Origin of the sequence: Mesorhizobium sp. IMUNJ 23232 (assembly GCF_044326205.1) — a bacterium.
Lineage (GTDB): Bacteria > Pseudomonadota > Alphaproteobacteria > Rhizobiales > Rhizobiaceae > Kumtagia.
Window position 1 is genome coordinate 12,274 of the sequence record NZ_JBIRCY010000067.1, and the last position, 26,253, is coordinate 38,526.

A 26,253-nucleotide genomic window follows, 5' to 3' on the forward strand; every position below is an offset into this window, starting at 1 on the left:
CCGCGCCCTGCTATCGAAACCGCCCGTGCTTCTGCAAAACCTCGATCTTGTAGCCGTCCGGATCCTCGACGAAGAAGAACCGCGCCAGAAGCCCGCCATCCTTATTGAACTCGACGATCTTGCGCGGATTGAGCCCGGTCGCCTCGAAGCGGGCGTGCTCGGCGTCGAGATCATCGACGACGACGGCGATGTGGCCGTAGCCGTCGCCCAGCGCATAGGGCTCGGTGCGTCCTTTGTTGACCGTCAGTTCGACCTCAAAATCCGCCTCGGCATTGCGCAGGTAGATCAGTGTGAAGGTCTCGAAATCCAGCCGGTCTTCTACGTCGAGCGCGAACGCGTTTTTGTAGAAAGATACGGAACGCGCCTCGTCGAGGACGCGAATCATGCTGTGTATTGCCTTGGCCAAATCGGTCTCCGTCGTGCCTGTCGGAAACGATTATGAGCCGCCCCGCCCGCATGTGGTGGCAGCCGGTTACCACGATTGTGAACCCGTTTTCGGCCCGGCGGACGAAAGTCCGATTGCGGCGGACGTCGTTTGCGCGGAATATGGTTTCGGGAAGAGAAGCTCCGCCGCCCGCCTTCAGGCGTCGCGGCCAAGACCAAGAACGAGGAGGAGACCGACATGTGCAGGGTATTCGCGGGCCAGGACCCAGAGGGCTACAGGCAGATCAACCGCTCCATCCGCATCGGCGGACATTCGACCAGCATCCAGCTCGAAGTGACATTTTGGGAACTGCTCGACGAGATCGCGGCCGGCCAGGGCCTGACGACGCCGAAATTCATCTCGAAACTCTACGACGAGGCGATCGAGATCAACGGCCAGATCCCGAACTTCGCGTCGATGCTGCGCACCACCTGCGCGCTTTATCTGCGCGGCCACCGGCCGAGCGACGTGGATATGAGGGCGCTGCACAGCGTCGCGGCTTGAGAGCGGGCCACCGGCAAGGCTCAACCCCCCGACGATTTCAGCCGATCGCCTTTGCCACGTCGAGCGCGACCTGGGCGGCGGTGCGGAACAATTCCTGCCGCTCCGACAGCGCCGTCTCCTCGCCGGTCAGCAGGCTGTCGACGATGGTGCAGATCGATAGCGCCCGGTAACCCAGAGCAGAAGACAGCGCGAACAGGTTGGCGGTCTCCATGTCGACGGCGGTGATGCCCTTCGCGCGCGGCAGGTCGAATCGGGTCTCGGGCGTCGGGTGGTAAAAAATGTCGCTGGAAACCATCGGCCCAAAATGGAACGGGATTTTTCGGGCACGCGCGGTTTCGACCGCGAGCCGCGCCAGTTCGGAGTCGGGCTTGCCGACCGGGTCGCCGGCCGCCACGTCGAAATCCATGACAGCGCTCTCGGCGACAAAAATGTCGCGCAGCGGTGTCGACGCGGTCAGCGCACCGCAGGAGCCGACGCGGATGACGGTGCGCACGCCGTAGGAGGCGATCAGTTCATGGACATAGATGGTGAAGGACGGACGGCCCATGCCGGTCGTTTGCACGCTGACGCGCTTGCCCTGGTAGAAGCCGGTGAAGCCGAGAGCGCCGCGCACCGTGTTCACACAGCGGCAGTCGTCGAGGAAGGTTTCGGCCATCCATCTGGCACGCAAGGGATCGCCGGGAACCAGGACGGTTTCCGCGTAGTCGCCCGGCGAAGCCTCGTTGTGCGGCGTCATGAGGGTCCCCCGACCACGTTCAGCAGCGTCCACATACATGGTCCTCGTGGGACCAACGGTTCGAACGGTTACGCGCTCCCCCTCAAGAACGCATTCCAGCAAACCCCTATTCGCTTTCCAGCACTTCCTTGACGACGGTTGCAAGCTGCTTCAGCGAAAAAGGCTTCGGCAGGAAGCCGAATTTTGCCTCCGCCGGCAGATTGCGCGCGAACGCGTCCTCCGCATAGCCGGAAACAAAGATGAACTTGATGTCCGGGTCGATCTTGCGCAACTCGCCGAGCAGCGTCGGACCGTCCATCTCGGGCATGACCACGTCGGACACCACGATGTCGATCTTGCCTTCGAGTTCACGATAGATCTCCAGCGCCTCGACGCCGGAGGACGCCTCGTGGACAGTGTAGCCTCGGGATGTGAGCGCCCGCATGCCGCCCATGCGCACCGCGTCCTCGTCCTCGACGAGCAGGACAGTCGCCGATCCAGAAAGGTCGCGCGTGGCGTCCGGCGACTTGGCCGGCGTGGCGGCGGCTCCATTGGAGGCCGGCGCCTGATCGGGCAAGCCGGGCTGGTTTGCAGCCTCCGGCACGGCGCGTATCTCGGGAACGTGGCGGGGCAGGAAGATGCGGAACACCGAACCCTTGCCAACCTCCGAATCGCAGAAGATGAAACCGCCCGTCTGCTTGATGATGCCGTAGACCATCGACAGGCCGAGCCCTGTGCCCTTGCCCACTTCCTTGGTGGTGAAGAACGGTTCGAAAATCTTCTTCAGGACATCCGGAGGTATGCCCGTGCCGGTATCCTCGATCTCGACCAGCACGAAATCGCCGTTCTCCAGTTCCCGATGGTAGGAGGCGAAGCCGCGCGATTCCTCGGCGGTGACGTTGCGCGTGCGAACGGTGAGCGTGCCGCCGGACGGCATGGCGTCGCGGGCGTTGACCGCCAGATTGACGACAACCTGCTCGAACTGGCTGATGTCGACCCGCACAGGCCAGAGGTCGCGGCCATGGTCGACCTTGAGTTTTACGTTGTTGCCGATCAGCCGAGCCAAAAGCATGCGCAGATCGGCGAGCACGTCGGTGAGGTTGAGGACTTCCGGCCGCAAAGTCTGCTTGCGCGAGAAGGCCAGCAACTGCCTGACCAGCGACGCCGCCCGGTTGGCGTTCTGCTTGATGTTCATGATGTCCGGGAAGGACGGGTCGGACGGGCGGTGATTGGTCAAAAGCAGGTCGGAGGCCATGATGATGGCCGTCAGCACGTTGTTGAAATCATGTGCGATGCCGCCGGCAAGCTGGCCGACCGCCTGCATCTTCTGGCTCTGCGCCATCTGGCCTTCCAGCGCCTTTTGCTCGGTCATCTCGACGGCATAGACGATCGCGGCCTCCTCGGCCTCCTCGATGCCGGGACCGTCCGCCACGGCGTTCACATAGAGGCGGACGTGGCGCTCCTCGTTGTTGGGCAGAACCGTGTCGATCGGGTCGATCTCCGCCTGCCGGCGGCGGGCCTTCTCCAGCGCCAGGGCGAAGGTGGCGCGGTCGCGTTCGTGGATCACCGAATCGAAGCGGACATGGCGGTCGATCGCGTCGCGGTCGACGATGCTGGAGAACAGCGAGAAGAACGGCGCGTTGGTGCGCACGATCCGTCCCTGCTGATCAACGCCGGCTATGGCCATCGGCGTCGAGTTGAAGAAACGCGTGAAGCGGTTCTCGGAAGCCCTTAGATCGCCGGAAGAATCCTCACCTTGCGTGCGGTTCAGCACGATCGTGCGGGTGGGTCCGCTGGAGCCGTCGCGATTGGCGGTGACCCTGTGCAAAAACCGCACCGGCAGTGCCTGTCCCGTCGACATGGCAAGATCGAGATCGATAACGGCGTTCTTGGTGGTTCCCGGATCGGCCTTGACGGAGCGGATGAGCGCCATGCCGTCGCCGGCGACGATGCCGGAAAGCGTCATCTGGCCGGGCGTAAAACTCGTCAGGTCGACGCCCAGCCATTCGGCCAGCGTCGCGTTGACATAGGTGATGCGGTTTTCTGCGTCGGCGGCGAAGAAGCCGGCTGGCGCATGGTCGAGATGGTCGATCGCCTGCTGCAGGTCGAGGAAGAAGCGCTCCTGCTCGGCCCGCTCGCGCGAGATGTCGGCAAGCTGCCAGGCAAACAGCGGCTGCCGCTCGCCCGGAACCTTGAACGTCCGCGCCTGCGCGCGGTACCAGCGCGGCCCGCTGTCAACACCGGGCTTGATCGACCGCGCCATGCGGAATTCGCCGGACCCCGGCTGGCCGTCGCGCAGGCCGGAAGCCAGCCGGTAGATGGTGTCGGCGGCCTCGGGAACGTCCGACAGCAGCGATTCGACGTTCCTGAGATCTGTGGCGCTGGTGGCGCCGGTCATGTCGGCATAGGCGCGGTTGGCGTAGATCACCCGCGCCTTGCCGTCGGTGACGATCAGCCCCTGCGCCATCGAATCAATGAAGGATTTTGACAGTTCGTCGGTTGTCGACCGTGAAGCGATCTGCACGAAGCCGATGGCCGCGGCAAAGAGGAACCCGACGCCCGTCATGGCAAGTACGCCCAGCATGCCAAGCAGGAACGGGTCGCCCAGCCGCTCGCGAAAGATGCCGAAGACGATGGCCGCGCCGGTCAACACGACGATGAAGATGATGAGCCGGGTAATCGCTCCGGGCCGCGTACCCTGGTCGACGATCGGTGCGGGATAGAAATCGCCGCGCGTGTCCTTCGCCATCAGAGCGCGATCCCCGCCATTTTCCGCTGTCCACCCCTTTTTCCGAATCGGCCCAGATCATAGACTCCTTAGCCTGAAAAGCCCCCCGGCAAAAAGCGCGGGAAAGCCTCATTCCGGGCAGAAATGCCGCCATTCGCGACATATCGCCGAGCTTTCAGCCTAGTGCCAAACCATCCGCACAGAAAGGTTCCATCCGCGCGCACGTTGCTCTAGTGTCGCGCCGCGGCTGGCAATGATACGGGGATCGAAATGCTGGACTGGTTGGACGAAATAGCGGGTCCAGGATATTCGCAGGCGATTGTGGTGACCTTGCTCGCGCTGGTCGGACTGATCCTGCTCCTGTTCGTCATCAGGCTGATGCGCAGCACGTTTTCGGGCACATTCGTGGCCGGTGGCCGCAACCGCAAGACGCGACTGGCGGTGATGGACGCCACGGCCGTCGACAGCCACAGGCGCCTGATCCTGGTTCGCCGCGACGACATCGAACATCTGCTTTTGATCGGCGGGACGACCGACATTGTAGTCGAGCGCGACATCCGCATTGGCCAACAGCGGCGGCCCGCAGCGCCTGCAGAGCCGGTCAGGGAACCGCAGGCTCCGCAGCCGGCGGCCGTGCTGCCTCCGGCACCTGCCGCTCCGGCTCGACGCCCGCCCGAACCACTGCGCGCCGCTCCGCCGCCCATACCGTTATCACCCGCGCCGTCGCCGAGCCCGAACCGCATTCCGGCGCAGGCAGCACCCCGCCCGCCGGAAATGTTGCCGCAGCGCCCGGTCGCGCGGCCGGAACTGACCAGACCTGCGGCACCGGTCGGCGCAGTGCGCCCAGAGTCTCGGGCCGCGCCGGTGCTGCCGCCGGCACCGACGCTGCGGAGCAGCCCGGCACCTGCGGCACCCGACAACGATCTCGACGATGCCCTGCTCAAGGAACTGGAAGTGTCGCTGGACGACAGCGAGACGAGAAGCAGCGAGACGAAGGGCGGCAAGCCGGCGCCGTCACTGGACGAAGAGATGGCAAAGCTGCTCGGCGAGCTTTCCAACCCGCGTCGATAGCCCTCAGGCCCCGGCACAAAAAGAAAAAGCGGCTCCACGCCGCTTTTTTCGTTCCGGAAGCTCAGCCTCTAAGAATCAATCGTCACGATAGACCTTTTCGCGGCGCTCGTGACGTTCCTGCGCTTCAATCGACAAGGTCGCGATCGGCCGGGCATCCAGGCGCTTCAGCGAAATTGGTTCGCCGGTTTCCTCGCAGAACCCGTAGGTTCCCTCGTCGATGCGCATCAGCGCCGAGTCGATCTTGGAGATCAGCTTTCGCTGGCGGTCGCGCGCCCTGAGTTCGATGGCGCGGTCGGTTTCGGAGGAGGCGCGGTCGGCGAGATCGGGATGGTTGGCGTTTTCCTGCTGGAGAATTTCGAGTGTTTCGCGGGCTTCCTTAAGTATGTCGCTCTTCCAAGTTATGAGTTTTGCCCGGAAGTAGGCCTTCTGCCGTTCGTTCATGAAAGGCTCTTCTTCCGAGGGCACGTAGTCGGCATTAACGAGAACGCTCATTCGACTCATCCCATTACCCCTAGTTTTTTGGCGCCTATATATTCGCCGCTCCGATGGGGCACAAGATCAATCCTCTTGGCCGTCACGCAATTGTTAGGTGCGCCCCGAAGCGACTTCGCGTTGGGTTACCACAGCTTGCATGACATTGATTTGATAAGGGAATGGCTGACCAAACCGGCCATTGCGCCATGACGCTTTGACGGCTATTCCCCAGTTCCGCAAGGGAACGCCGGATGAGCACGCTCTATCTTCTCAGGCATGCCAAGGCCGGCTGGGCGCAGCCCGGAATGCGCGATTTCGACCGCCCGCTCGATGCCTCCGGTGTGCGCGATGCCGAGGCCATCGGTCTCGCCATGCGCGAGCGTGGCTACGCGCCCGACCTCACCCTCTGCTCTACCGCGGTGCGCGCCCGCCAGACGCTGGAGGGTGTCGCCGCCCACGCCGATACCGGCCGCGTGGTCTTCCTCGAAGCGCTCTATTCCGGGGATGCCGCCGGCTATCTGTCGGCGATCCGCGACCATGACGGACGCGGATCGCTGCTGGTCGTGGGGCACAATCCAACGATGGAGGATCTGGCCATTGCGCTGGCCGGAAGCGGAAACGCCGCAGCGCTGGCGGCGCTGCCCTCCGGCTTTCCGACATCGGGACTGGCCGTGCTCAGGTTCGAAACCAAGCTCAGGCATGCCGCCCCCGGCGAGGGGAAGCTGAAGGCGTTTCTCAGCCCCGCGCTCTTGTAGGAAAGTTCCCCGCGCTCCGCGAACAGGCCGCCCGGCATTTCAATTGCCGTTGTGCTCGCCTATATCGCCGGAACGGTTCGCAGCGGGGCATCCGGCTTGGCGTCACTCACCAGTTTCACCGACGAGGCGCGGATCGCGCTGGACACGCTCACCGGCCGGGCCGCGACCATGTTCTCGTCGCCGTCGCTCAGGCTCGGCGTCACCGGACTGTCGCGCGCCGGCAAGACGGTGTTCATCACCGCGCTGGTCCACAATCTGATCCATGGCGGGCGGCTGCCGCTGTTCGAGGCGCGCAAGTCCGGCCGTATTTCCCGCGCGCGGCTGGAAGAGCAGCCCGACGATGCCGTGCCGCGCTTCCAATACGAAGACCATGTCGAGGCTCTGGTGAATGCGCGAATATGGCCGGATTCCACTCGGGCCATCTCGGAGCTTCGCCTGACGGTCGAATATGAGTCCGCATCCGGCTGGAATCGCATGTTTTCCAGCGGGCGGCTCGCCATCGACATCGTCGACTATCCGGGAGAATGGCTGCTCGACCTGCCGTTGCTGGGCAAGGATTTTCGCGAATTCTCCAAGGAGGCCGTCGATCTGGCCGCCTTGCCGGTGCGTGCCGACCTCGCCGCCCAATGGCGGGAACTGGCGGTGACAGTCGATCCGGATGCCGATGCCGACGAAATGACGGCGCGTCGCCTGGCCGAAGCCTTTGCCGGCTACCTCAGGGCCTGCAAGCTCGACGAGAGGGCGCTATCGACACTGCCGCCGGGGCGCTTCCTGATGCCCGGCGACCTCGACGGCTCTCCGGCCCTTACCTTCTCGCCGCTGGTTCTCGGCGACGGAAAGCCCGCGCGATCGGGTTCGTTGCAGGCGATGATGGAGCGGCGCTACGAGGCCTACAAGACGCATGTGATAAAACCCTTCTTCCGCGAGCACGTCGCCCGGCTCGACCGGCAGATCGTGCTGGTCGACGCTTTGCAGGCGCTCAACGCCGGCCCTTGGGCCATGGCCGACCTGGAGCGTGCACTGGGCGAGATTCTTGCCTGTTTCCGCATCGGGCGCGGTGGTTTTCTGACCGATTTCTTCTCCCACCGCATCGACCGCATCCTTGTCGCCGCAACCAAGGCCGACCATCTGCACCACGAAAGCCACGACCGGCTGCAGGCAATCGTCAAGCGCATCGCCGACCGCGCGGTGAAGCGCGCCGACCTGACCGGCGCCGAGGTGGATGTGCTCGCCATGGCGGCGGTTCGTGCCACCCGCGAGGGTACGGTCAAGCATGGCCGCGAGGAGTTGCCTGTGATCATCGGAACGCCGCTGAAGGGCGAGACCATCGGCGACGAGGTTTTTGACGGCAAGACCGAGACAGCGGTCTTTCCCGGAGACTTGCCGGCAAGAACCGATTCGGCATTCGAGACGGCATCCGGAGAGATCGGCGAAAACGCCATCCGCTTCGTCCGCTTTCGCCCGCCGAAGCTGGAGCGGACGGCTGACGGCGTGACGTTGTCGCTGCCGCATATTCGGCTCGATCGCGCCATGCAATTCCTGCTGGGAGATCGTCTCGCATGACACCGCCCCGCAAGCCCGCAGCAGCCTTTCGAATCACAGCCGACGGCACCGAGCCGCCGGTTCCCACCCCACAGGGAACTGCTTCGGCTCCGAGACCGGCCGTCACCGAAGAAACTGCCAGGCCGAGACCGCCGCGCGCGCTAAAAGCCGAGGATGCGGTCGTGCTGCCGGCGGAGACGGATTTCTTCGCCGAACCGGAGGCCGTCGCCGGCGATCCGCCTCCCGCCGCGGCGCCGAAGCGGCGCTCATGGCTTTCGACGATCTTCGGCACTGCCTTTGGCGTCCTCGCCTCGCTCGCTATCGGGCTATGGACCGACCAGTTGATCCGCGACCTGTTCGAGCGGGCCGAGTGGCTGGGATGGGTCGCGGCCGCAGCGGCGGCGGTGGCCTTGCTCGCGCTGATCGTCATCTTCGCCCGCGAAATGCTTGCGCTGTCGCGGCTTTCGACGATCGGGCATCTGCGCGATGCCGCCGCCGAAGCGACGCGCCGCGACGACGTAGTGGCCGCTCGCAAGGTCGTCGCCGAACTGACGGCGCTGGTCGCCGCCAATCCCGAGACCGCCGTCGGGCGGCGGGCGCTGGCTGACCTCAAAGGCGAGATCATCGACGGTGCGAATCTGATCCGCCTCGCGGAAACGGAGATCCTCGGACCGCTCGATGCACGGGCACGCACGATGATCCTTGACGCCGCCAAGCGTGTGTCGATCGTCACCGCCGTCAGCCCGCGGGCGCTGGTCGACCTCGCCTATGTCGTGTTCGAGGCGGGCCGGCTGATTCGCCGCCTCTCGGAACTTTATGGCGGAAGGCCGGGAACGCTGGGTTTTTTCCGGCTGGCCCGCAGCGTGCTCGCGCACCTGGCCGTCACTGGCGCGATCGCGGCGGGTGACGATTTCGTCCATCAGATCGTTGGCCAAGGGCTGGCTGCGCGGCTTTCCGCAAAACTCGGCGAAGGCGTGGTCAACGGCACGATGACGGCGCGAATCGGCATCGCGGCCATGGAGACGGTGCGGCCCCTGCCCTTCAATGCGCTGAAACGTCCGAAACTGACGGATTTTCTCGCAGCGCTCGCCTCCTTCACCAACCGCAAGGCCTCGGGAAAAGACACGCCCGGCAAGTGATGCAGCGCCACATCGGCGGCCTCTCTGGGACGGCAGAAAGCCTGCCGTGAAGGAAAGCATTAACCAATCTTGGTCATGGTCGCACACAGCAAAGCAGCCTCTTGTGCGTGGACAGTCCTCGATGAAGTTCGTGTCTTTTTCCGCCGTTTCGATGTTCCTCGCAGCGGCCGCCGCTGCCCTGCCGGCAACGGGTGCATATGCCGCCGACCGCGACAAAAAGTTCTTCGAATCGGTCGAGGGAAATTGGGCCGGGCCGGGCGAGATCGTCGCCGGCAAATACAAAGGCACGAAATTCAACTGCACCTTCGCCGGCAAGACGCCCGGCAACAAGCCCGGCATGGTGCTGGACGGCAGCTGCCGCGTGGGCGTCTTCACGCAGAAGATGACGGCGTCGATCGAGCACAAGGCCGGCCGCTACCAGGGCACGTTCCTCGACGGCGCGGAGGGCAAGGGGCTCGACATCATTTCCGGCAACGTCGTCGAGAGCGGCCAGAAGGTCGTCCTGGCGATCAACCGCAAGCAGCTCAACGGCATCATGCAGGCCCGGCTCGCCGGCGACAACACCATGAACGTCACCATCTCCGTGCGTGTCGAGAAGCAGCTCGTGCCGGTGATCGGCGTCAGCCTGAAGCGCCTCGACACAACGGCCGTCGGCTCCATCGACTGACTTTCCGGATCTGCGGATCACCATCCGCGTCCATCCGGCACTGGCAGAGCGCCATCCAAATCCCTATCGTAGCGGCTGACAGGGCCGGCCGGCCCGCGCGAGTATGGACGGGATTGACGTATGGCGGTTGAAGGCGCGGGCAGCGACCTCATTCAAGTTGTGGCGCTGCTGGCGGCTGGCGTTGTCGCCGTGCCGATCTTCAAGCGCATCGGTCTGGGATCGATCCTCGGCTATCTCGCCGCCGGTGTCGTCATAGGCCCGTTCGGCCTCGGCATCTTCTACGAATCGGAAGCGATCCTCCACGTCGCCGAGCTCGGCGTGGTGATGTTCCTGTTCATCATCGGGCTGGAGATGGAACCGTCGCGGCTCTGGAATCTGCGGCGCGAGATTTTTGGCCTCGGCGTCTTCCAGGTGGGTCTCTGCGCGGCCCTGCTCACCCTGGTCGGCATCGTGACCGGCTTTCCCATTGCCGCCTCCTTCGTGGCAGGCGCCGGTTTTGTGCTGACCTCGACGGCAATTGTCATGCAATTGCTGGAAGAGCGCGGCGACATGGCCACGCCGAAGGGCCAGCGCATCATCTCCGTGCTGCTGCTGGAGGACCTGGCGATCGTTCCGCTGCTGGCGCTGGTCGCCTTCCTGGCGCCCGGCGCCGAACATACGGGCTGGACGGAGCGGCTCGCCGGCATTGCCATCGGCATGGGCTCGATCGTCGGCCTGATCGTTGCCGGACGATACCTGCTCAATCCTTTCTTCCGCATCCTTGCCGAATCGCGGGCACGCGAGGTGATGACGGCGGCCGCCCTGCTGGTCGTGCTGGGATCGGCGCTCGCCTTGCAACTCGGCGGCCTGTCGATGGCGATGGGCGCGTTCCTCGCCGGCGTCATGCTGTCGGAATCGACCTTCAAGCACCAGCTCGAAGCCGACATCGAGCCGTTCCGCGGCATCCTGCTCGGCCTGTTCTTCATGGCCGTCGGCATGTCGCTGAACCTCGCCGTCGTCTGGCAGGACTGGCGGCTGGTCGCCTTCTACGTCATCGCCTACATGATCATGAAGGCGGTCGGCATCTACGTCGTGGCGCGCCTGCTCGGCTCCGGCCACCGCGAGGGGCTGGAGCGCGCCGTGGTCATGGCGCAGGGCGGCGAGTTCGCCTTCGTGCTTTATGCGGCAGCCCTGTCGGAAGGCATCATCAGCGCCAATGAAAGCGCGGTGCTGACCGCGATCATCATCGTCTCCATGGTGCTGACGCCGCTTGCCATCATCGCGCTGCGACGGCTGACGCCGCGCGAAACGCAGTCGCTGGAAGGCGTCGACATCGCCGACGGGCTGACCGGCAGCGTGTTGATCATCGGCTTCGGCCGGTTCGGCCAGATCGCAAGCCAGCCGCTGCTGCTGCGCGGCATGGAGGTGTCGATCATCGACAACGACGTCGAGATGATCCAGGCGGCGGCCGATTTCGGCTTCAAGGTCTATTATGGCGACGGCACGAGGCTCGACATATTGCATGCCGCGGGCGCGCATCAGGCACGGGCAGTGCTCATATGTGTCGATAAGGGCGACACGGCGATCCGCATCGCCGAGCTGCTGAAGTCGGAGTTCCCGATGGTGCCGGTGCTGGCGCGCGCCTATGACCGGGGCACGACGATCTCGCTGATCAAGGCCGGAGTCGACTACCAGCTTCGCGAGACTTTTGAATCGGCGCTGTCGCTGGGCGGCGAGGCGCTTAGCACGCTTGGCGCCGAGGCCGACGACGTCGCCGAGGTCCTGGCCGACGTGCGCCGACGCGATGCCGAACGGCTGGAGCTGCAACTCGCCGGCGGCTTGCAGGCCGGGCGCGGTTTGATGAAGGGCAATGCGCCGGTGCCGGCGCCTCTGGCGCCGCCGAAGCGGCCGGGCCAGGCGATGAACCCGGAGACCGCCGACATCCTTGCCCAGACGGCCGCACAAGAGCGCTGACAGGGAGGATCAATGATCGCGACAGCCAAGCAGGTCGTGGATTTCTGGTGCGAGGCCGGACCGGAAAACTGGTTCGAAAAGAACGATGCCTTCGACGCCGATTTCCGCGAGCGCTTCATCGACACGCATGAGGCTGCGGCGCGCGGCGACCTCGATGACTGGTCCGAGAGCGCCGTAGGATCGCTGGCGCTGCTGATCCTGCTCGACCAATTCCCCCGCAACTGTTTTCGCAGGACCACGCGCATGTACGCGACCGATCCTCACGCGCTCCGCATCGCCCGCGCGTCAATCGCCGCCGGCCATGATCGCGCGTTCGAAGGACCGATCCGTGTCTTTTTCTATCTGCCCTACGCCCATTCCGAGGATATGGCCGACCAGGAGGAGGCTGTCCGGCTGAACGCCATGCTGGGCGAGGAATTCGCCAAGCATGCGAGAGGCCACCGCGACATCATCGCGAGGTTTGGCCGCTTCCCGCATCGCAATTTCATTCTCGGCCGCGACACGGCGCCGGAAGAGCAGGCGTTTCTGGATGGTGGCGGCTTCTCCGGCTGACGCCCAATCAGCTTTCGGACGCCTGTTTCCACCAGTCGCGGGCGGAAGGCAGGCGTTCGATACCGGCATGGTCGAGCGCCTTGAGATGGAAGGCGATCGGCTTGCCGCCGATTTTTAGGTTGGGCGCGATCTCGGCCAGCGGCACCAGCACAAAGGCACGCTCGGTCATGCGCGGATGCGGGATGTCGAGGCCGGGTTCATGCAGAGTGAGGCTGCCGAACAGCAGGACGTCTATATCTATAAGGCGTGGTCCCCAGCGCTCGCGGCGTTCGCGCTTCAGCCGGCGCTCGGCGTCGAGGCAGAGGTCGAGGAAGTCGCGCGGCGCCCTGTCAGTGCGGATCTCGGCGGCGCTATTGAGGAAATCCGGCTGGTCGAGCTTTCCCCATGGCGGCGTCTTGTACAGAGACGATACGGCGATGACTTCGGTGGCATCATCGGCGTCGAGCAGACGCAACGCCTCGCCCATGGCATCAGCCGGGTCGCCCAGATTGCCGCCAAGACTCAGGAAAACTTGATGGTCTCGTGTGGCTGACAAGCCTCACCTCTATGTGGTCAAAAGATGCGTCGGCATAACGTTGCTGACAGCACCGAGATGCTTCGATTGCGACAGGTCAGGCGCCGTATCGCACGCTTCGGTATCTAACCACATGGAAGGAAGAGCACATATTGGCCTTTATCCTATGCTCGCTCTCCGGCGTTCTCCGCGGCCGCCTGTCTTCGCCCTGGATCAGAGGCAAGACGCTGAAACGAATCCTGGCCGCGATGACGGCGCTGGCCCTGGGCGTCCCGGCGGCAGGAGCGGCCACCGTGTCCAGGACTTACAGCTATTTCTCGATCGGCGGCGGCACGCTCGACGAGATCGAGGCCGAACTCGGCAAGCATGGGCCGCATGTCGAGAGTTCCGGCCAGCGCCATCCGGGCGCCACGCAGATGAAGTTCTCGATGCGTGTCGCTTATAGCGAAAACGAAAAGCGATGCCGCATCGTCAAGGGAACTGTCAGCGTCAAGGCCACCGTCATCCTGCCGAAATGGCGCCGGCCGAAGCGGGCCGACAGCGATGTGCGGCTGATCTGGGACACGCTGAGCGCCGACATAAAGCGGCATGAGGAGAGCCATATCATCATCGCCAAGAACCATGCCCGCGAACTGGAAGACGCCCTGCCCTCGATCGTCGCCCCTACCTGCAAGGAAGCCGCCGAGGAAGCCAAGGCAATGATGGCCAAGGTGCTGGCGAAACTCGAAAAGGCGCAGAACGATTTCGACAAGGTCGAGGGGTTAAACTTCGAGCGCCGGCTCATCCGCCTGCTGATCTACCGCCTGCAACGTATGGAAGCGTATGAGAAGGCGAAGAAGAACTGAGCGGCCTCAGGCCACCCCCAGCTTCTTCTGCAGGCTGGTTGAAGAGGTCGTGTACTGGAATACGACCCGCTCGCCCGGACTGACGATACGCTTCGCCGCCTGGGTCATCAGCGCCGCCTCATGGAAGCCGGAAAGGATGAGCTTCAGTTTTCCGGGATAGGTGTTGATGTCGCCGATGGCGAAGATGCCAGGCACCGATGTCTCGAATTTTTCCGTGTCGACCGGGATCAGGTTCTCGTGGAGATTGAGGCCCCACTCGGCGATCGGCCCGAGTTTCATCGTCAGGCCGAAGAACGGCAGCAGGCGTGTGCACGGCACTTCGATATCGCCATCCGGTCCTTTGACGGTCGCCGACGAGAGTTTGCCGTCCGCGCCTTTCAGCCCGGTCACCTGGCCAACAAGGAACTCGAGCTGCTTCATCTCCTGAAGCGCATACATCTTGTTGACGTTGTCGGGAGCGGCCCGGAACTCGGGCCGGCGGTGCACTAGCGTCACACTTTTCGCCAGAGGCTGAAGGTTGAGCGTCCAGTCCAGCGCGGAATCCCCGCCGCCGACGATCATCACGTCATGGCCGCGGAACTCTTCCATGCGGCGCACCGAATAGAACACGCTCTCCTGCTCGTAGGCTTCGATGCCGGGGATGGGCGGGCGCTTCGGCTGGAACGAGCCGCCGCCGGCGGCGATGACAATCACCTTCGCCTCGAACACCTCATTCTCGTCTGTCGTGACGCGAAAACCGCCGCCGTCCAGTTTTTCCAGCCCGGTCACCATGCGATTGAAGCTGAAACCGGGCTTGAACGGCGCGATCTGCTCCATCAGCCGGTCGACCAGCCCCTGCGCCGTGATGATCGGATAGCCCGGAATGTCATAGATCGGTTTTTCCGGATAAAGCTCCGCGCACTGGCCGCCCGGCCGGTCGAGGATATCGATCAGGTGGCACTTCATGTCGAAGAGCCCGAGTTCGAAGACGGCGAACAGCCCGACCGGCCCCGCTCCGATGATCAGAATGTCGGTCTGCGTCGGCTCTGGCATAGGCTGCTCCTCCGGCAGGCCTTGCTGGTCCTCGTGACCAACAAAGGCGTGGCGACGGGCTAACCTTGCCTTTCCGGAACCGTCACCACAAGCCCGTCCAGTTCGTTGCGCACCTTGATCTGGCAGGAAAGCCGCGAATTGGGCCGGACGTCATAGGCGAAGTCCAGCATGTCCTCTTCCATGGATTCAGGCTCGCCGACAATATCGGTCCAGGCCTCGTCCACATAGACATGGCAGGTCGCGCAGGCACAGGCGCCTCCGCACTCCGCCTCGATGCCAGGCACCGCATTGCGGACGGCATTTTCCATCACGGTGGAGCCATTCTCGGCGTCGACTTCGAAGCGCGTGCCGTCGAAGGTTAAGTATGTCAGCTTGGTCATGATTTTTCCGGGCTGCCTGAACAGCCGACATAATCACTGTTGCGCGCGAGTCAACAGAGCGGCGTTTTCACGCAGTCCCAGGCGATCCCGGAACGATCTAGCGGCCGATCGCCGCCACGAAATCGCGGGCCTCGTCGATCAGCCGGGCCAGCTTGCGCTTGGCCTGCGGATCATCGGGCTTGGCCTCGATCGCCGCGGCACAATCGGCGATCGCGAAGGCGCCGACACCGACCGCCGACCCGCGCAGGCTATGCGCCAGTTGGCGGCATTCCCCCGGCTCGGCTTGCGCAATGCGCTCGCGCACCTGCTGGGTCTGGTGCACGAACATGCAGAGGATCTCCTGCTCCAGCGTCCGGTCGCCCATGGTCTGGCGCGCCAGATGCACGAGATCGATCGGCCGGCCCCGCGCCGTGACCGATGCCTCGCCGCCGGGCATCGAGAATGCCACGGCATTTTTCTTGTTCTCAAACATGCTTGGTTGGACCCCGGCAAATTTCGGTGCAGTCGCGCACCCTATCCCATATCATGTGGATAACGCGTTAATCGCAAAAAAGGCCAAAAATTGGCTCAATTTGCCGTCTCAACATGTTGTGACGTTAACCCTATGTTTAAACTTTTACGCATTTGGCGGGATTGCGGTTTTCTTTACGGGACCCGCTGGATACGATATCCGGGGTTCATAATGGGCCTCTCATGCGGGGTTTCCCCCGCGACACTCGACCAGCATTGCGGCATTGGTACAGGGTAGTAGCGGCATGGCGAAAGCACCGACGACATCGAAAAACCTGGACAGCGATGTCGCAAAGGAGCTGGAGAAAGCGCTGGATCGCGACCTCGTCAGCGAAGGCGACGACCTCGACATAGCAGCCTCCATGGAAGATCTGGAGGCGCAGATTTCACGCGCCGCCGAGGAACTTTCGCGCGAGACGCACAACGCCCAGGCCAAGCAGGAAGCGCCCGCCGCTCAAGCGGCGCAGGATGGCGAATTCCTCATCGAAACGGACGTCAAGCCAGCGTCCTCGCTCGGATTGCGCCCGGCTGATCCGCCGAGCGTCTCGTTCGCGCCGGCAAATGACGACACCGTCCGCGAATCCCGCCTGGTGCTGCAGAACCTGAACCGCCGCTCCTCGTCGGGCATCTACTGGGCGGTGGCCGTGCTGTCCCTTTTGTGGATCGCCGGCGGGCTGATGCTGGGTTACCTGCTGGTCGGCCCGGAAATCCTGGAAGAATTCTCGGCCCGTACTGTGCTCGACCAGCCGCTGGTGCTGCTGGTCGCCATCATCACGCTCACCCCGCTCATCCTGTTCTGGGCTTTCGCCGTCATGATCCGCCGCGCCCAGGACATGCGGCTGGCGGCGCAGGGCATAGCGGAGGTCGCGGCGCGGCTCGCCGAACCCGAAAGCATGGCGCAGAACCGTATCCTCACCGTCGGCCAGGCCGTTCGGCGCGAGGTCGCCGCGATGGGCGAAGGCATCGAGCGCACGCTGGCGCGCGCCGTCGAACTGGAGACGCTGGTTCACACCGAAGTCAACCAGCTAGAACGCTCCTATACCGAGAATCAGGCGCGCATCCGCTCGCTGGTCGACGGGCTGGGCAGCGAACGCGAGGCGGTCGTCACCCATGCCGAGCGCGTCCGCGCCTCGATCACCGGCGCCAACGAGACGCTGAAGGACCAGCTTAGCTCCGCCAGCGACGTCATCCGCGACAGCATCCTCGGCGCATCGACCAAGCTTACGATGACCATCACCAATTCCGGCGACGCGCTGATCGATCGCATCAACGACAGCGGCAATTCGATCTTCGATTCCATCGGCAGCCGGCTGGACAGCCTCAGTGACCGCATCACCACCTCGGGCGAAGCCTTCGCCAGCCTGCTCGACACCCGCATCGCGACCCTCCAGCAAACGTCAGACGACGTCACCCGCTCGCTGACCGACATGCTCGACGAACGCACCTCGGGCATGGTCTCGCTGCTAGGCGGCGCGGCCCGTTCCCTCAACGAGGAGTTCGACACCAGCCTCAAGGCCATCGAACGCACGCTGGCCGAGCGCGGCCAGAGCCTGATCGGCGAGTTCCAGACGCGCGCCGAGGCGCTGGACACCGGCACCGAGAAGCTCAACGCCGCGCTCGAAGCGCGCGCCCGCCAGATCAACGACAACCTCGTCGAGCGCGCCAGCGAGATCGCCGCAACCTTCACCGGCGGCCGCGACCAGCTCGCCGGGCTCTTCGACGACAACAAGCTGAAGCTGAACGCCGAGATGACCGACATGGTCAACTCGACCGCGTCCATGCTGGAGGCGCGCGCCGCCGATTTCGCCGGCCGTCTGGACGAGGCCCGCCACACCGCCACCAAGGCGTTCGACGCCGATCTCGGCAAGCTTGCCGATCAGCGCAAGGGTCTCGACGAGGTCATCGACCTGCATGCCCGCCAGCTCGCCGACAGCGGCGAGCGCATGACCAATGTGCTGCGCGCCGACCTGGAGCGTTTTGCCGTCAACCGCGGCGAGCTTGAGGAAGCCGTCGACACGCAGGTCCGTAAGCTGGCCGAAGGCCGCGACGCGGTTGCCAAGGCGGTCGAGGACGATCTGCGCCGCATCGACGAGTCGCGCACGCTGATCGACCTGTCGCTCGGCGAACAGCTCCGCAAGATCGCCGAGGGCCGCGAAAACCTCGACCGTGCGCTGCAGGAAGATGCGGTGAAACTCGCCCAGAGCCGCATCAGCATCGACGACATGGTCACCTCGCATGTCGCCAAGCTGAGCGAAGGCCGCAACATCCTTTCCCGCGCGCTGGAAGCTGACGCCTCTGTCATCGACAATATGGTCGCCACGCAGGCCGAGAAATTCTCGGAGGGCCGCAGCGCCCTCTCCCAGGCGTTCGAGAAGGATATCGAGCGCCTCGAGACCATCGTCACCTCGCAAACGGCGCGCATCGCCGAAATCCGTGGCGCGCTCAGCCGGGCGCTCGACGACGATATCGGCAGCCTCGACACCATCGTCTCGACCCAGGTCGACAAGATCGAAAGCGGCCGCCGCGCGCTGATGGATGCGCTGCAAACCGACCTCGGTGGCATCGAGGCAGTCGTCGCCGGCCAGATTGACAAGATCGCTAGCAGCAGCCGCGCTTTGTCGCAGTCGCTGCGCGGCGAACTCGAAGGCGTGGAAGTGCTGGTCGACAACCAGGTCGGCCGTATCGCGGAAAGCCGCTCGGCGTTGAGCAGGGCGTTGGAAAGCGATGTCGGCACGATCGACGGGCTGGTCTCCGGCCAGGTCGAGAAGATCGAGCTCGGCCGCAACGTGCTGTCCAAGGCGCTGGAAGCTGACATGCAAGGCATCGATTCCATGGTCTCGGGCCATCTCGACCGTCTTGCCGAAGGCCGGCGCATCCTGTCGCGCGCGCTGGAAACCGAGATGGCCGATATCGAGGGCATGCTTGCCGGCCAGTCCGGCCGGCTGGCGGACGGCCGCGAGGCGCTGAGCAAGGCCTTCGCTTCCGACATGACGGCCATCGACGACATGATCGCCAACCATGTCAGCAAGCTGGTCGAGGGCCGCGGCGTGCTGACCGCGGCGCTGGAAACCGACATCGCCGAGCTGCACGCGGCCGGCGACACGCAGGCACAGAAATTCGCCGAGGGCCGGGAATTGCTGTCGAAGCGCCTCGCCGAGGACCTCGCCAAGCTCGACGACAGCCGCAACGGCATCGACGGGCTGGTCGCCGCGCAGGTGGAAAAACTCGCGGAAGGCCGCGACATCCTCAAGCGCGCGCTGGAAGCCGACCTTGCACGCCTGTCGGAAAGCCGCACCGAGATCGACGGCCTCGCCGCCACGCATGTCGAAAAGCTGGCCGAGGGCCGCGACATCCTCAAGCGGGCGCTGGAAGCCGATCTTGCCACGCTTGCGGAAAGCCGCGCCGGCATCGACGGGCTGGTCGCCGCGCAGGTCGAAAAGCTGGCCGAAGGCCGCGACATCCTGAAGCGAGCGCTTGAAGCCGATCTCGCCAAGGTTTCGGAAAGCCGCGCAGAGATCGAGGGAATCGCCGCGACCCACATCGAGAAACTGGCGGAAGGCCGCAACCTGCTCGCCCGGGCGCTCGAAGAAGACCTAGCAAAGCTCGATGGCATCGCGACGACCCATGGCGAACGCCTCGCGGAGGGCCGCAGCCTGCTGGCACGCACACTGGAAACCGACCTCGCAAAACTGGCGCAGAGCCGTGCCGAGATCGACAACATTGCCGCCGGCCATATCGAGAAGCTGGCCGAGGGCCGAGACCTGCTTGCCGGGCAGCTTGAAAGCGATCTGGCCAAGCTCGGCGGCATGGTTGCTGCCCATGGCGAAAAACTGGCCGAAGGCCGCAATCTTCTGGCCGGACAGCTCGAAACCGACCTCGCCAAACTCGACGGCATCGCTGCTACGCATGGCGAAAGGCTGGCAGAGGGCCGCAGCCTGCTGGCGCGCGCCCTTGAAGCCGATTTGGCGAAACTGTCCCAGAGCCGCGCCGAGATCGATGGCATCGCGGCAACGCATGTCGAAAAGCTCGCCGAAGGACGTAACCTTCTGGCCCGTACGCTCGAAGAGGACATTGCCAAGATCGAAGGCGTCAGCGCCACGCATGTCGCGAAGCTGGCGGAGGGTCGTGGCATCCTCAACCAGGCTTTGGAAGCCGACCTCGCCAAGTTGGCCGAGAGCCGCGCCGGCATAGACGGCCTCGTCGCCACACAGGTGGAGAAGCTGGCCGAGGGCCGCGATATCCTCAAGCGCGCGCTGGAAGCTGACCTGGCAAAACTTTCCGAAAGCCGAGCCGAGATCGACAGCATTGCCGCAAAGCATGTCGAGACGCTTGCGGAAGGCCGCAACGTTCTGTCGAGGTCGCTACAGGAAGACCTTGCCAAGATCGACCACATCAACGCCGCGCATATCGAAAGGCTTGCGCAGGGCCGCGAGGCTCTAAACCTGTCGCTGGAAGCTGACCTCGCGAAGCTGGCCGAGAGCCGCGCCGGCATAGACGGCCTAGTTGCGGCGCAGGTGGAGAAACTGGCCGAAGGACGCGATCTCCTGAAGCGCGCGCTCGAAGCCGATCTCGCGAAACTCTCCGAAAGCCGCGCAGAGATCGACGGCATTGCCGCCAAACATGTCGAGACTCTGGCGGAAGGCCGCAACATCCTCTCACGCTCGCTGCAGGAAGACCTGGCCAAGATCGAGAACGTCAACGCCGCACACATCGAAAGGCTTGCGCAGGGACGCGAGGCTTTGAATCTGTCGCTGGAAGCCGACCTTGCCAAGCTGGCCGAGAGCCGCGCCGGCATAGACGGCCTCGTCGCCGCGCAGGTGGAGAAGCTGGCCGAAGGCCGCGATATCCTCAAGCGCGCGCTCGAAGCCGACCTTGCGAAACTCTCTGAAAGCCGCGCCGAGATCGATGGCATCGCCGCGACCCATGTCGACAAGCTCGCCGAGGGCCGCGAAGTCCTTGCGCGCGCCCTGGAGGCCGACCTTGCACGGCTGTCGCAGAGCCGCGCCGAGATCGACGACATCGCCGCGAAACATGTCGATACCCTGGCCGAGGGCCGCAATGTCCTGTCGCGTTCCCTCGAACAGGATCTGGCCAAGATCGAGGACATCAACGCCGCCCATATCGAAAGGCTTGCGCAGGGCCGCGAGGCCCTCAACCTGTCGCTGGAAGCCGACCTTGCCAAGCTGGCCGAAAGCCGCGCCGGGATCGACGGCCTCGTCGCCGCGCAGGTCGAGAAACTGGCCGAAGGCCGCGACATCCTGAAGCGCGCGCTCGAAGCCGACCTCGCGAAACTCTCCGAAAGCCGCGCCGAGATCGACGGCATCGCTGCAACCCACGTCGACAAGCTCGCCGAGGGCCGCGACGTGCTGGCGCGCGCCCTGGAGGCCGACCTTGCACGGCTGTCGCAGAGCCGCGCTGAAATCGATAGCCTTGCCGCCGCCCATGTCGAGCATCTCGCCGCCGGCCGCGATGTGCTGAAACAGGCGCTCGAAGCCGACCTTGCACGTCTGGCCGAAAGCCGCTCCGGCATAGACAGCCTGGTGACGGGCCAGATCGAAAAACTGTCGGAGGGCCGCGACCTGCTCAGGCGGGCGCTGGAAGCCGACCTTGCGAAACTGTCGGACAGCCGCGCCGAGATCGATGGCATCGCCGCCATGCATGTCGATCGGCTCTCGGAAGGCCGCGACGCGCTGGCGCGCGTCTTCGAGGCCGATATGGAGAAGCTGTCGCAGCGCCGCATCGAGCTGGACGACATGGCCAAGACCCATGTCGAACATCTGGCCGCAGGCCGCGAAGTGCTGAAGCAGGCGCTGGAAGCCGATCTCGCCAAGCTGACGGAAAGCCGCTCGAGTATCGACGGCTTGGTCACGGCGCAGGTCGAGAAGCTGGCAGAAGGGCGTGATATCCTGAAGCGTGCGCTCGAAGCCGACCTGGTAAAACTGTCGCAGAGCCGCTCGGAGATCGACGGCCTGGCCGCCGCTCACATCGAAAAGCTCGGCGAAGGCCGGTCGCTGCTGCGCGATGCGCTGGCTGCCGACCTTACAGCGCTCGAACAGAGCCGCGCCGAGATCGATGGCATTGCCGCCAGCCATGTCGACCGGCTGGCGGAAGGCCGCGAGGTGCTGAAGCGTGCGCTGGAAGCCGATCTCGAAAAACTGTCCGAAAGCCGGGCGGAGATCGAAGGCATCGCCGCTAGCCACGTCGAAAGACTGGCCGAAGGCCGCGAAACGCTCAAGCGGGCATTGGAGGACGACCTCGCCCGGATGCTGGAAAGCCGTTCCGAGATCGACAGCATCGCCGCTGGCCATGTCGAGAAGCTTGCCGAGGGCCGCGATCTGCTGCGGCGGGCGCTGGAAGCCGATCTCGCCGCGCTCGACGAGAGCCGCGCCACCATCGATGGCCTCGTCATCGATCAGGTGTCGAAGTTCACCGAGGGCCGCAACACGCTGTCCAAGGCGCTGGAAGACGATCTGGCGAAGGTTCAGGACGCGCGCGGCGAGATCGACCAGCTCGTCGCCTCGCATTTCGACAAGCTCGCCCAGGGCCGCGACGCGCTGAAACTCGCGCTCCAGGCCGACCTCGACAGACTGGCCGAAACCCGCGGCGAGATCGACGGGCTGGTGCAGACGCAGGTAGGCCGGCTCACCGAGGGCCGTGACTTCCTCGTGCAGGCGCTGGAGGCCGATCTCGCCAAGGTCGCCGAGGCGCGCGGCGCGATCGACGCCAGCATCGTCGGGCATGTGGCGAAACTGGCTGAAGGCCGCAGCCTGCTGTCGCGGGCGATGGAGGCTGACCTGAAGAAGGTCGGCGAGGACCGCGGCGTGCTCGACCAGATCGTGGCGAAGCAGTTGGAGCGGATCTCTGAAGGCCGCGACATGCTCGCGAAGGCGATCGAGACCGACATGGCGGGCCTTGAAGGCGTCGTGCGCGACCAGATCGGCAAGCTTGCCGACGGCCGCGACGTGCTTTCGCGCGCCCTCGAACAGGATATGTCGACGATAAGCGGGCTCGTCGACGGCCACGTGCAGAAGTTGGCCGAGACCCGCAACGCGCTGACCGACGCGCTGCAAGGCGATCTCGGCATGATCGACGAGGTCATTGCCGGCCAGGCGGGCAAATTCGCCGAGGGCCGCGATCTGCTCAGCAAATCACTGGCCGACGATCTCGCAAAACTCGGCGAGAGCCGGGCCAGCATCGACCAACTCGTCTCGGCCCAGGTCGAGAAACTGGCGGAAGGCCGTGACATCCTGCGTCGCGCCCTGGAGGCCGACCTTGCCAAGCTGGGCGAAACCCGCAGCGGCATCGACCGCGCGGTCGAGGGCCAGGTCGAAAAACTGGCGGAAGGCCGCGAGGTGCTCCGGCGTGCGCTCGATACCGACCTCATCCAGCTTTCGGAAGCTCGCGCCAGCCTCGACCGGCTGGTCGAAAGCCATGTCGAGAAGCTGGCCGAAGGCCGTGGCCTGCTCGGCCGCTCGCTGGAGGACGACCTTGCGAAGCTGGCAGAAGTGCGCGGCAGCATCGACCAGCTCGTTCAGTCGCAGGTCGAGACCATCGCCGAAGGCCGCGAAATCCTGGCCCATGCGCTGGAATCCGACCTGGCGAAGGTCGCCGGCAGCCGCGCCGACATCGATTCGATCGTCGCCGGCCATCTCGAAAAACTGGCCGAGGGCCGCACGCGGCTCGCCCAGGCGCTCGACACCGACCTCGAAAAGCTGGTGGACGCGCGCCGCACCATCGATCTCGAAATCTCCTCGCATATCGACACGATCGCCGGCAAACGCGACCTGATCTCGCAGGCGCTGGCCGCCGATGTCGAGCGCATCGAGGGCGCGTTCAGCCGCCAGACCGGCGTCATCGAGGAGCGCACCGGCACCATGCAGCGCGCGCTTGCCTCGGGCATAGAGAATGTCCGCCAGGCGCTGCAGGGCAGCGCCGTGGCGGTCGCCACCTCGCTGCGCGACAAGGTGATGGAGATCACTGCCGCCCTGCATCAGGAGGCCGGCAACGCCTTCACCGATGCCGACCGGCGCATCGCCGAGCGCGCGGACCAGACGTCCGCGGCACTTCTGGCCCGCGCCGAGGACATCGCCGGCGTGTTCGCCGACGCCGACCAGCGCATTCTCGCCCGCACCGGCGAGACGGCGGATGCCTTGTCGGCCCGGACCGCCGAAATTGCCCAGACCTTCGAAGAGGCCGACCGCAAGCTCGTCGAGCGTGCCGTCGCCACGGCCGAAACGCTGGCGGCTCGTGCAGACGAGATGGGCCAGAACTTCGACCGGATCGACGGCACAATCGGCCAGCGCATAACGGAATCGGCCGACGCGCTCAGCGCCCGCGCCACCGAGATCAGCAAGTTGTTCGACGAGGTCGACGACCGGATCGTGCTGCGCTTCGCCAAGGGAGCGGAAAACCTCGACGCCCGCACCGGCGAACTCAATGCCCTATTCGACAGCGCCGACCGGAAATTCGCGGAGCGTATCGAGAATGGCGCGCAGGCCTTCGGCGCCCGCGCAACCGATCTGGTCAAGGTGTTCGAGGGTGCCGACCAGCGGCTTACTGAACGCGTAGGCGAGACGGCCGCAACGTTGGCCGCGCGCGCCAGCGAGATCGGCCGCCTGTTCAGCGACACCGACGAGCGTCTCGCCGCCAGCATGGACAGGAACGCCGACATGCTGGCCGGCCGGGCCGACCAGTTCGAAAAAGTGTTCGAAGCCGCCGACCAGCGCATCGCCGCCCGCGTCGACCAGACGGCGGATACGCTTGCCCAGCGTTCCATCGAACTCGGCCGCGTCTTCGAAAGCGCCGATGAGCGGATTGCCGCCGGCACCGAAGCTGCTGCCGCTGCCCTGTCGGCACGCGCCACCGAGATCGGCGAGGTTTTCCGCGAGGCCGACGAACGGCTTGCCGCGCGCACCGATGCCAGTTCCCAAGCGCTGGCGGCCCGCGCCATTGAGATGGGCGACGTGTTCAAGGGCGCGGACGAACGGTTTGCGGCGCGCATCGGCGAAAGCGCCTCGGTCATCGGCGCTCGGGCCGAAGACATCACCAAGGCATTTGCCTCAGCCGAGCAGCGCGTTGTTGCGCGCGTCGCCCAGTCGTCGAAGGAACTTGAGGCCCGCGCGCGCGGCATCGAGCAAGCCCTTTCGGCCGCCGACCAGCGTGTAATGTCCGGGGCGGAAGCCGCCGCTTCCTATGTCGAGACAAAACTCGCCGAGGCCGAAGGCCGGCTGGCCAACAGCGCCGACGAAGCAACCTTGCGTGTCGGCAACACCATGGCCGATGTCGAAGAACGGATGGCCAGCGGCGCCGAAACCTTGCGCCAGCGCGTCAACGAGCACGTCGCCGAGGCCGAGGCCCAACTCGGGTCGCGTGCCGACGTCATCGCCGATACCTTCACTGCCGTGAGTAAGCATATCGGCGACAGCACCAACGACGCGGCACGCGCTATCGCCGCCAACACGCGCGAACTCAACGCGCTGATGGCCGAGCGTTCTGCGGAGATCAACCGCATCCTCGACGAGACCGCGCGGCCGATCGCCGACAAGCTCAACGCCGCCCACGCCGATCTTGAACGCACGGTCGAGACCGCCTCGCAGCGCGCCGCCGACAAGCTGCGCGCCGAGAACGAGGCCTTGGCCGAAGCGCTCGCCAACCGCACCGCCGAGACACTCGCGGCGGTCGATGGCGCGCGCAACAACCTCGCCACCGGTGTCAGCGAACTGATCGGCCGCATGTCGGCTTCCAGTTCGAAACTCGGCAAGCTCATCGAGGCTGCTGCCGAGAATCTGAACAAGGTCGATGGCGAGCTCAGCTCGACCACCGAACGTTTTGCGACGACGACTGAAAAGGCGGCGCTGACCTTCGCAAGCTCGGCGCGGCTCGTGGATTCCAACACCACCCGGCTGGCCGACCTCTCCTCCGGCACGTTGCGTGAAGTCGCCTCGATCGCCACGCGTTTCGAGGAGCACAGCCGCCTGCTCACCAGCGCCTCGCATCTGCTCAGCTCGGCGCAGAGCAATCTCGAGCACACGCTGGAACGCCAGTCGACGCTGGAGGACCTCGCGGTTGGCCTGGTCAGGAAGTCGGAAGACCTCGAAAACATCATGAAGTCCTTCGAGAACCTTGTCGGCAGCGCGCTGGAGAAGGCCGAAGGCAAAACGCTGGCCTCGACCGACAAGATCCGCGCCGCGATCACCGACGTCGTCGAATCGGCGACGAAACGCTTCGCCGACGCCACCGAGGAGATGCGGCGCACCGCAAGCTCGATCAAGGGCGACCTGGACGCGACCCGCGCTGAGCTGAAGAAGGGCGTGCTCGACATGCCGCAGGAGGCGAAGGAATCGACCACCGCGATCCGCCGCGCCGTCGGCGAGCAGATCAAGGCCTTGAAGGAACTGTCTGAGATCGTTGCCAAATCCGGCCGAACCATCGACGTGTCCGACAAGGCC

At 64.9% G+C, this 26,253-nt stretch carries 18 protein-coding genes; 10 read left to right on the forward strand and 8 right to left on the reverse strand.

Features of this window, described 5'->3' with window-relative positions:
- Nucleotides 1-10: 10 nt before the first annotated feature.
- Nucleotides 11-406 carry a VOC family protein gene (locus ACH196_RS31655; RefSeq protein WP_396650826.1) on the reverse strand — a complete coding sequence of 132 codons (396 nt, stop codon included), beginning with the start codon at nucleotides 404-406 and terminating at the stop codon, nucleotides 11-13.
- A gap of 216 nt (nucleotides 407-622) precedes the next feature.
- Between ACH196_RS31655 and ACH196_RS31660 the strand changes: the two genes are divergently transcribed.
- Entirely contained in the window at nucleotides 623-928 is a 306-nt protein-coding gene (locus ACH196_RS31660) for a ribbon-helix-helix domain-containing protein (RefSeq protein WP_396650827.1), read from the forward strand.
- Nucleotides 929-965: 37 nt separating this feature from the next.
- Here ACH196_RS31660 and ACH196_RS31665 read toward each other — a convergent pair whose 3' ends face one another.
- Nucleotides 966-1,664 carry a DeoD-type purine-nucleoside phosphorylase gene (locus ACH196_RS31665; RefSeq protein WP_396650828.1) on the reverse strand — a complete coding sequence of 233 codons (699 nt, stop codon included), beginning with the start codon at nucleotides 1,662-1,664 and terminating at the stop codon, nucleotides 966-968.
- Between the two features lie 106 nt (nucleotides 1,665-1,770).
- Complete coding sequence (gene cckA / locus ACH196_RS31670) at nucleotides 1,771-4,392, reverse strand: cell cycle histidine kinase CckA (protein WP_396650829.1); 2,622 nt, start codon at nucleotides 4,390-4,392, stop codon at nucleotides 1,771-1,773.
- 249 nt (nucleotides 4,393-4,641) lie between these two features.
- On the opposite strand from cckA, the gene ACH196_RS31675 reads away from it, so the two are divergent.
- Nucleotides 4,642-5,442 (forward strand): hypothetical protein, encoded by an 801-nt coding sequence (locus tag ACH196_RS31675; protein WP_396650830.1) that lies wholly within the window; start codon nucleotides 4,642-4,644, stop codon nucleotides 5,440-5,442.
- 75 nt (nucleotides 5,443-5,517) lie between these two features.
- Here ACH196_RS31675 and dksA read toward each other — a convergent pair whose 3' ends face one another.
- Nucleotides 5,518-5,934: an RNA polymerase-binding protein DksA gene (gene dksA, locus ACH196_RS31680; protein ID WP_396650831.1), complete on the reverse strand. Its 417-nt coding sequence runs from the start codon at nucleotides 5,932-5,934 to the stop codon at nucleotides 5,518-5,520.
- Between the two features lie 233 nt (nucleotides 5,935-6,167).
- Between dksA and ACH196_RS31685 the strand changes: the two genes are divergently transcribed.
- From ACH196_RS31685 to ACH196_RS31710, 6 genes are all read left to right on the forward strand, one after another.
- Nucleotides 6,168-6,671: a SixA phosphatase family protein gene (locus tag ACH196_RS31685; RefSeq protein WP_396650832.1), complete on the forward strand. Its 504-nt coding sequence runs from the start codon at nucleotides 6,168-6,170 to the stop codon at nucleotides 6,669-6,671.
- 96 nt (nucleotides 6,672-6,767) lie between these two features.
- On the forward strand, nucleotides 6,768-8,234 hold the full coding sequence (locus tag ACH196_RS31690; RefSeq protein WP_396650833.1) for a YcjX family protein: 1,467 nt from the start codon (nucleotides 6,768-6,770) through the stop codon (nucleotides 8,232-8,234).
- Complete coding sequence (locus ACH196_RS31695; protein ID WP_396650834.1) at nucleotides 8,231-9,352, forward strand: YcjF family protein; 1,122 nt, start codon at nucleotides 8,231-8,233, stop codon at nucleotides 9,350-9,352. The genes ACH196_RS31690 and ACH196_RS31695 overlap by 4 nt, the downstream gene beginning before the upstream one ends.
- Before the next feature lie 151 nt (nucleotides 9,353-9,503).
- Nucleotides 9,504-10,019, forward strand: coding sequence for a hypothetical protein (locus ACH196_RS31700; RefSeq protein ID WP_396650844.1), 516 nt, complete (start codon nucleotides 9,504-9,506; stop codon nucleotides 10,017-10,019).
- A 120-nt stretch (nucleotides 10,020-10,139) separates the two neighbouring features.
- A complete protein-coding gene (locus tag ACH196_RS31705; protein WP_396650835.1) occupies nucleotides 10,140-11,972 on the forward strand; it encodes a monovalent cation:proton antiporter-2 (CPA2) family protein in 1,833 nt (610 codons plus the stop codon).
- Between the two features lie 12 nt (nucleotides 11,973-11,984).
- Nucleotides 11,985-12,524, forward strand: a complete 540-nt coding sequence (locus ACH196_RS31710) for a DUF924 family protein (RefSeq protein WP_396650836.1) — start codon at nucleotides 11,985-11,987, stop codon at nucleotides 12,522-12,524.
- Between the two features lie 7 nt (nucleotides 12,525-12,531).
- On the opposite strand, the gene folK is transcribed toward ACH196_RS31710, so the two are convergent.
- Nucleotides 12,532-13,059, reverse strand: a complete 528-nt coding sequence (gene folK / locus ACH196_RS31715; RefSeq protein WP_396650837.1) for a 2-amino-4-hydroxy-6-hydroxymethyldihydropteridine diphosphokinase — start codon at nucleotides 13,057-13,059, stop codon at nucleotides 12,532-12,534.
- Between the two features lie 131 nt (nucleotides 13,060-13,190).
- Here folK and ACH196_RS31720 point away from each other — a divergent pair, with 131 nt between their 5' ends.
- A complete protein-coding gene (locus tag ACH196_RS31720; protein WP_396650838.1) occupies nucleotides 13,191-13,883 on the forward strand; it encodes a DUF922 domain-containing Zn-dependent protease in 693 nt (230 codons plus the stop codon).
- 6 nt (nucleotides 13,884-13,889) lie between these two features.
- Here ACH196_RS31720 and ACH196_RS31725 read toward each other — a convergent pair whose 3' ends face one another.
- From ACH196_RS31725 to ACH196_RS31735, 3 genes are all read right to left on the reverse strand, one after another.
- Nucleotides 13,890-14,915, reverse strand: coding sequence for an NAD(P)/FAD-dependent oxidoreductase (locus tag ACH196_RS31725; RefSeq protein ID WP_396650839.1), 1,026 nt, complete (start codon nucleotides 14,913-14,915; stop codon nucleotides 13,890-13,892).
- A gap of 59 nt (nucleotides 14,916-14,974) precedes the next feature.
- Nucleotides 14,975-15,295: a 2Fe-2S iron-sulfur cluster-binding protein gene (locus tag ACH196_RS31730; RefSeq protein WP_396650840.1), complete on the reverse strand. Its 321-nt coding sequence runs from the start codon at nucleotides 15,293-15,295 to the stop codon at nucleotides 14,975-14,977.
- A gap of 97 nt (nucleotides 15,296-15,392) precedes the next feature.
- On the reverse strand, nucleotides 15,393-15,767 hold the full coding sequence (locus tag ACH196_RS31735; RefSeq protein ID WP_396650841.1) for an Hpt domain-containing protein: 375 nt from the start codon (nucleotides 15,765-15,767) through the stop codon (nucleotides 15,393-15,395).
- A gap of 283 nt (nucleotides 15,768-16,050) precedes the next feature.
- Between ACH196_RS31735 and ACH196_RS31740 the strand changes: the two genes are divergently transcribed.
- The coding region (locus tag ACH196_RS31740) for a hypothetical protein (RefSeq protein WP_396650845.1) at nucleotides 16,051-26,253 on the forward strand (10,203 nt) is incomplete at its 3' end.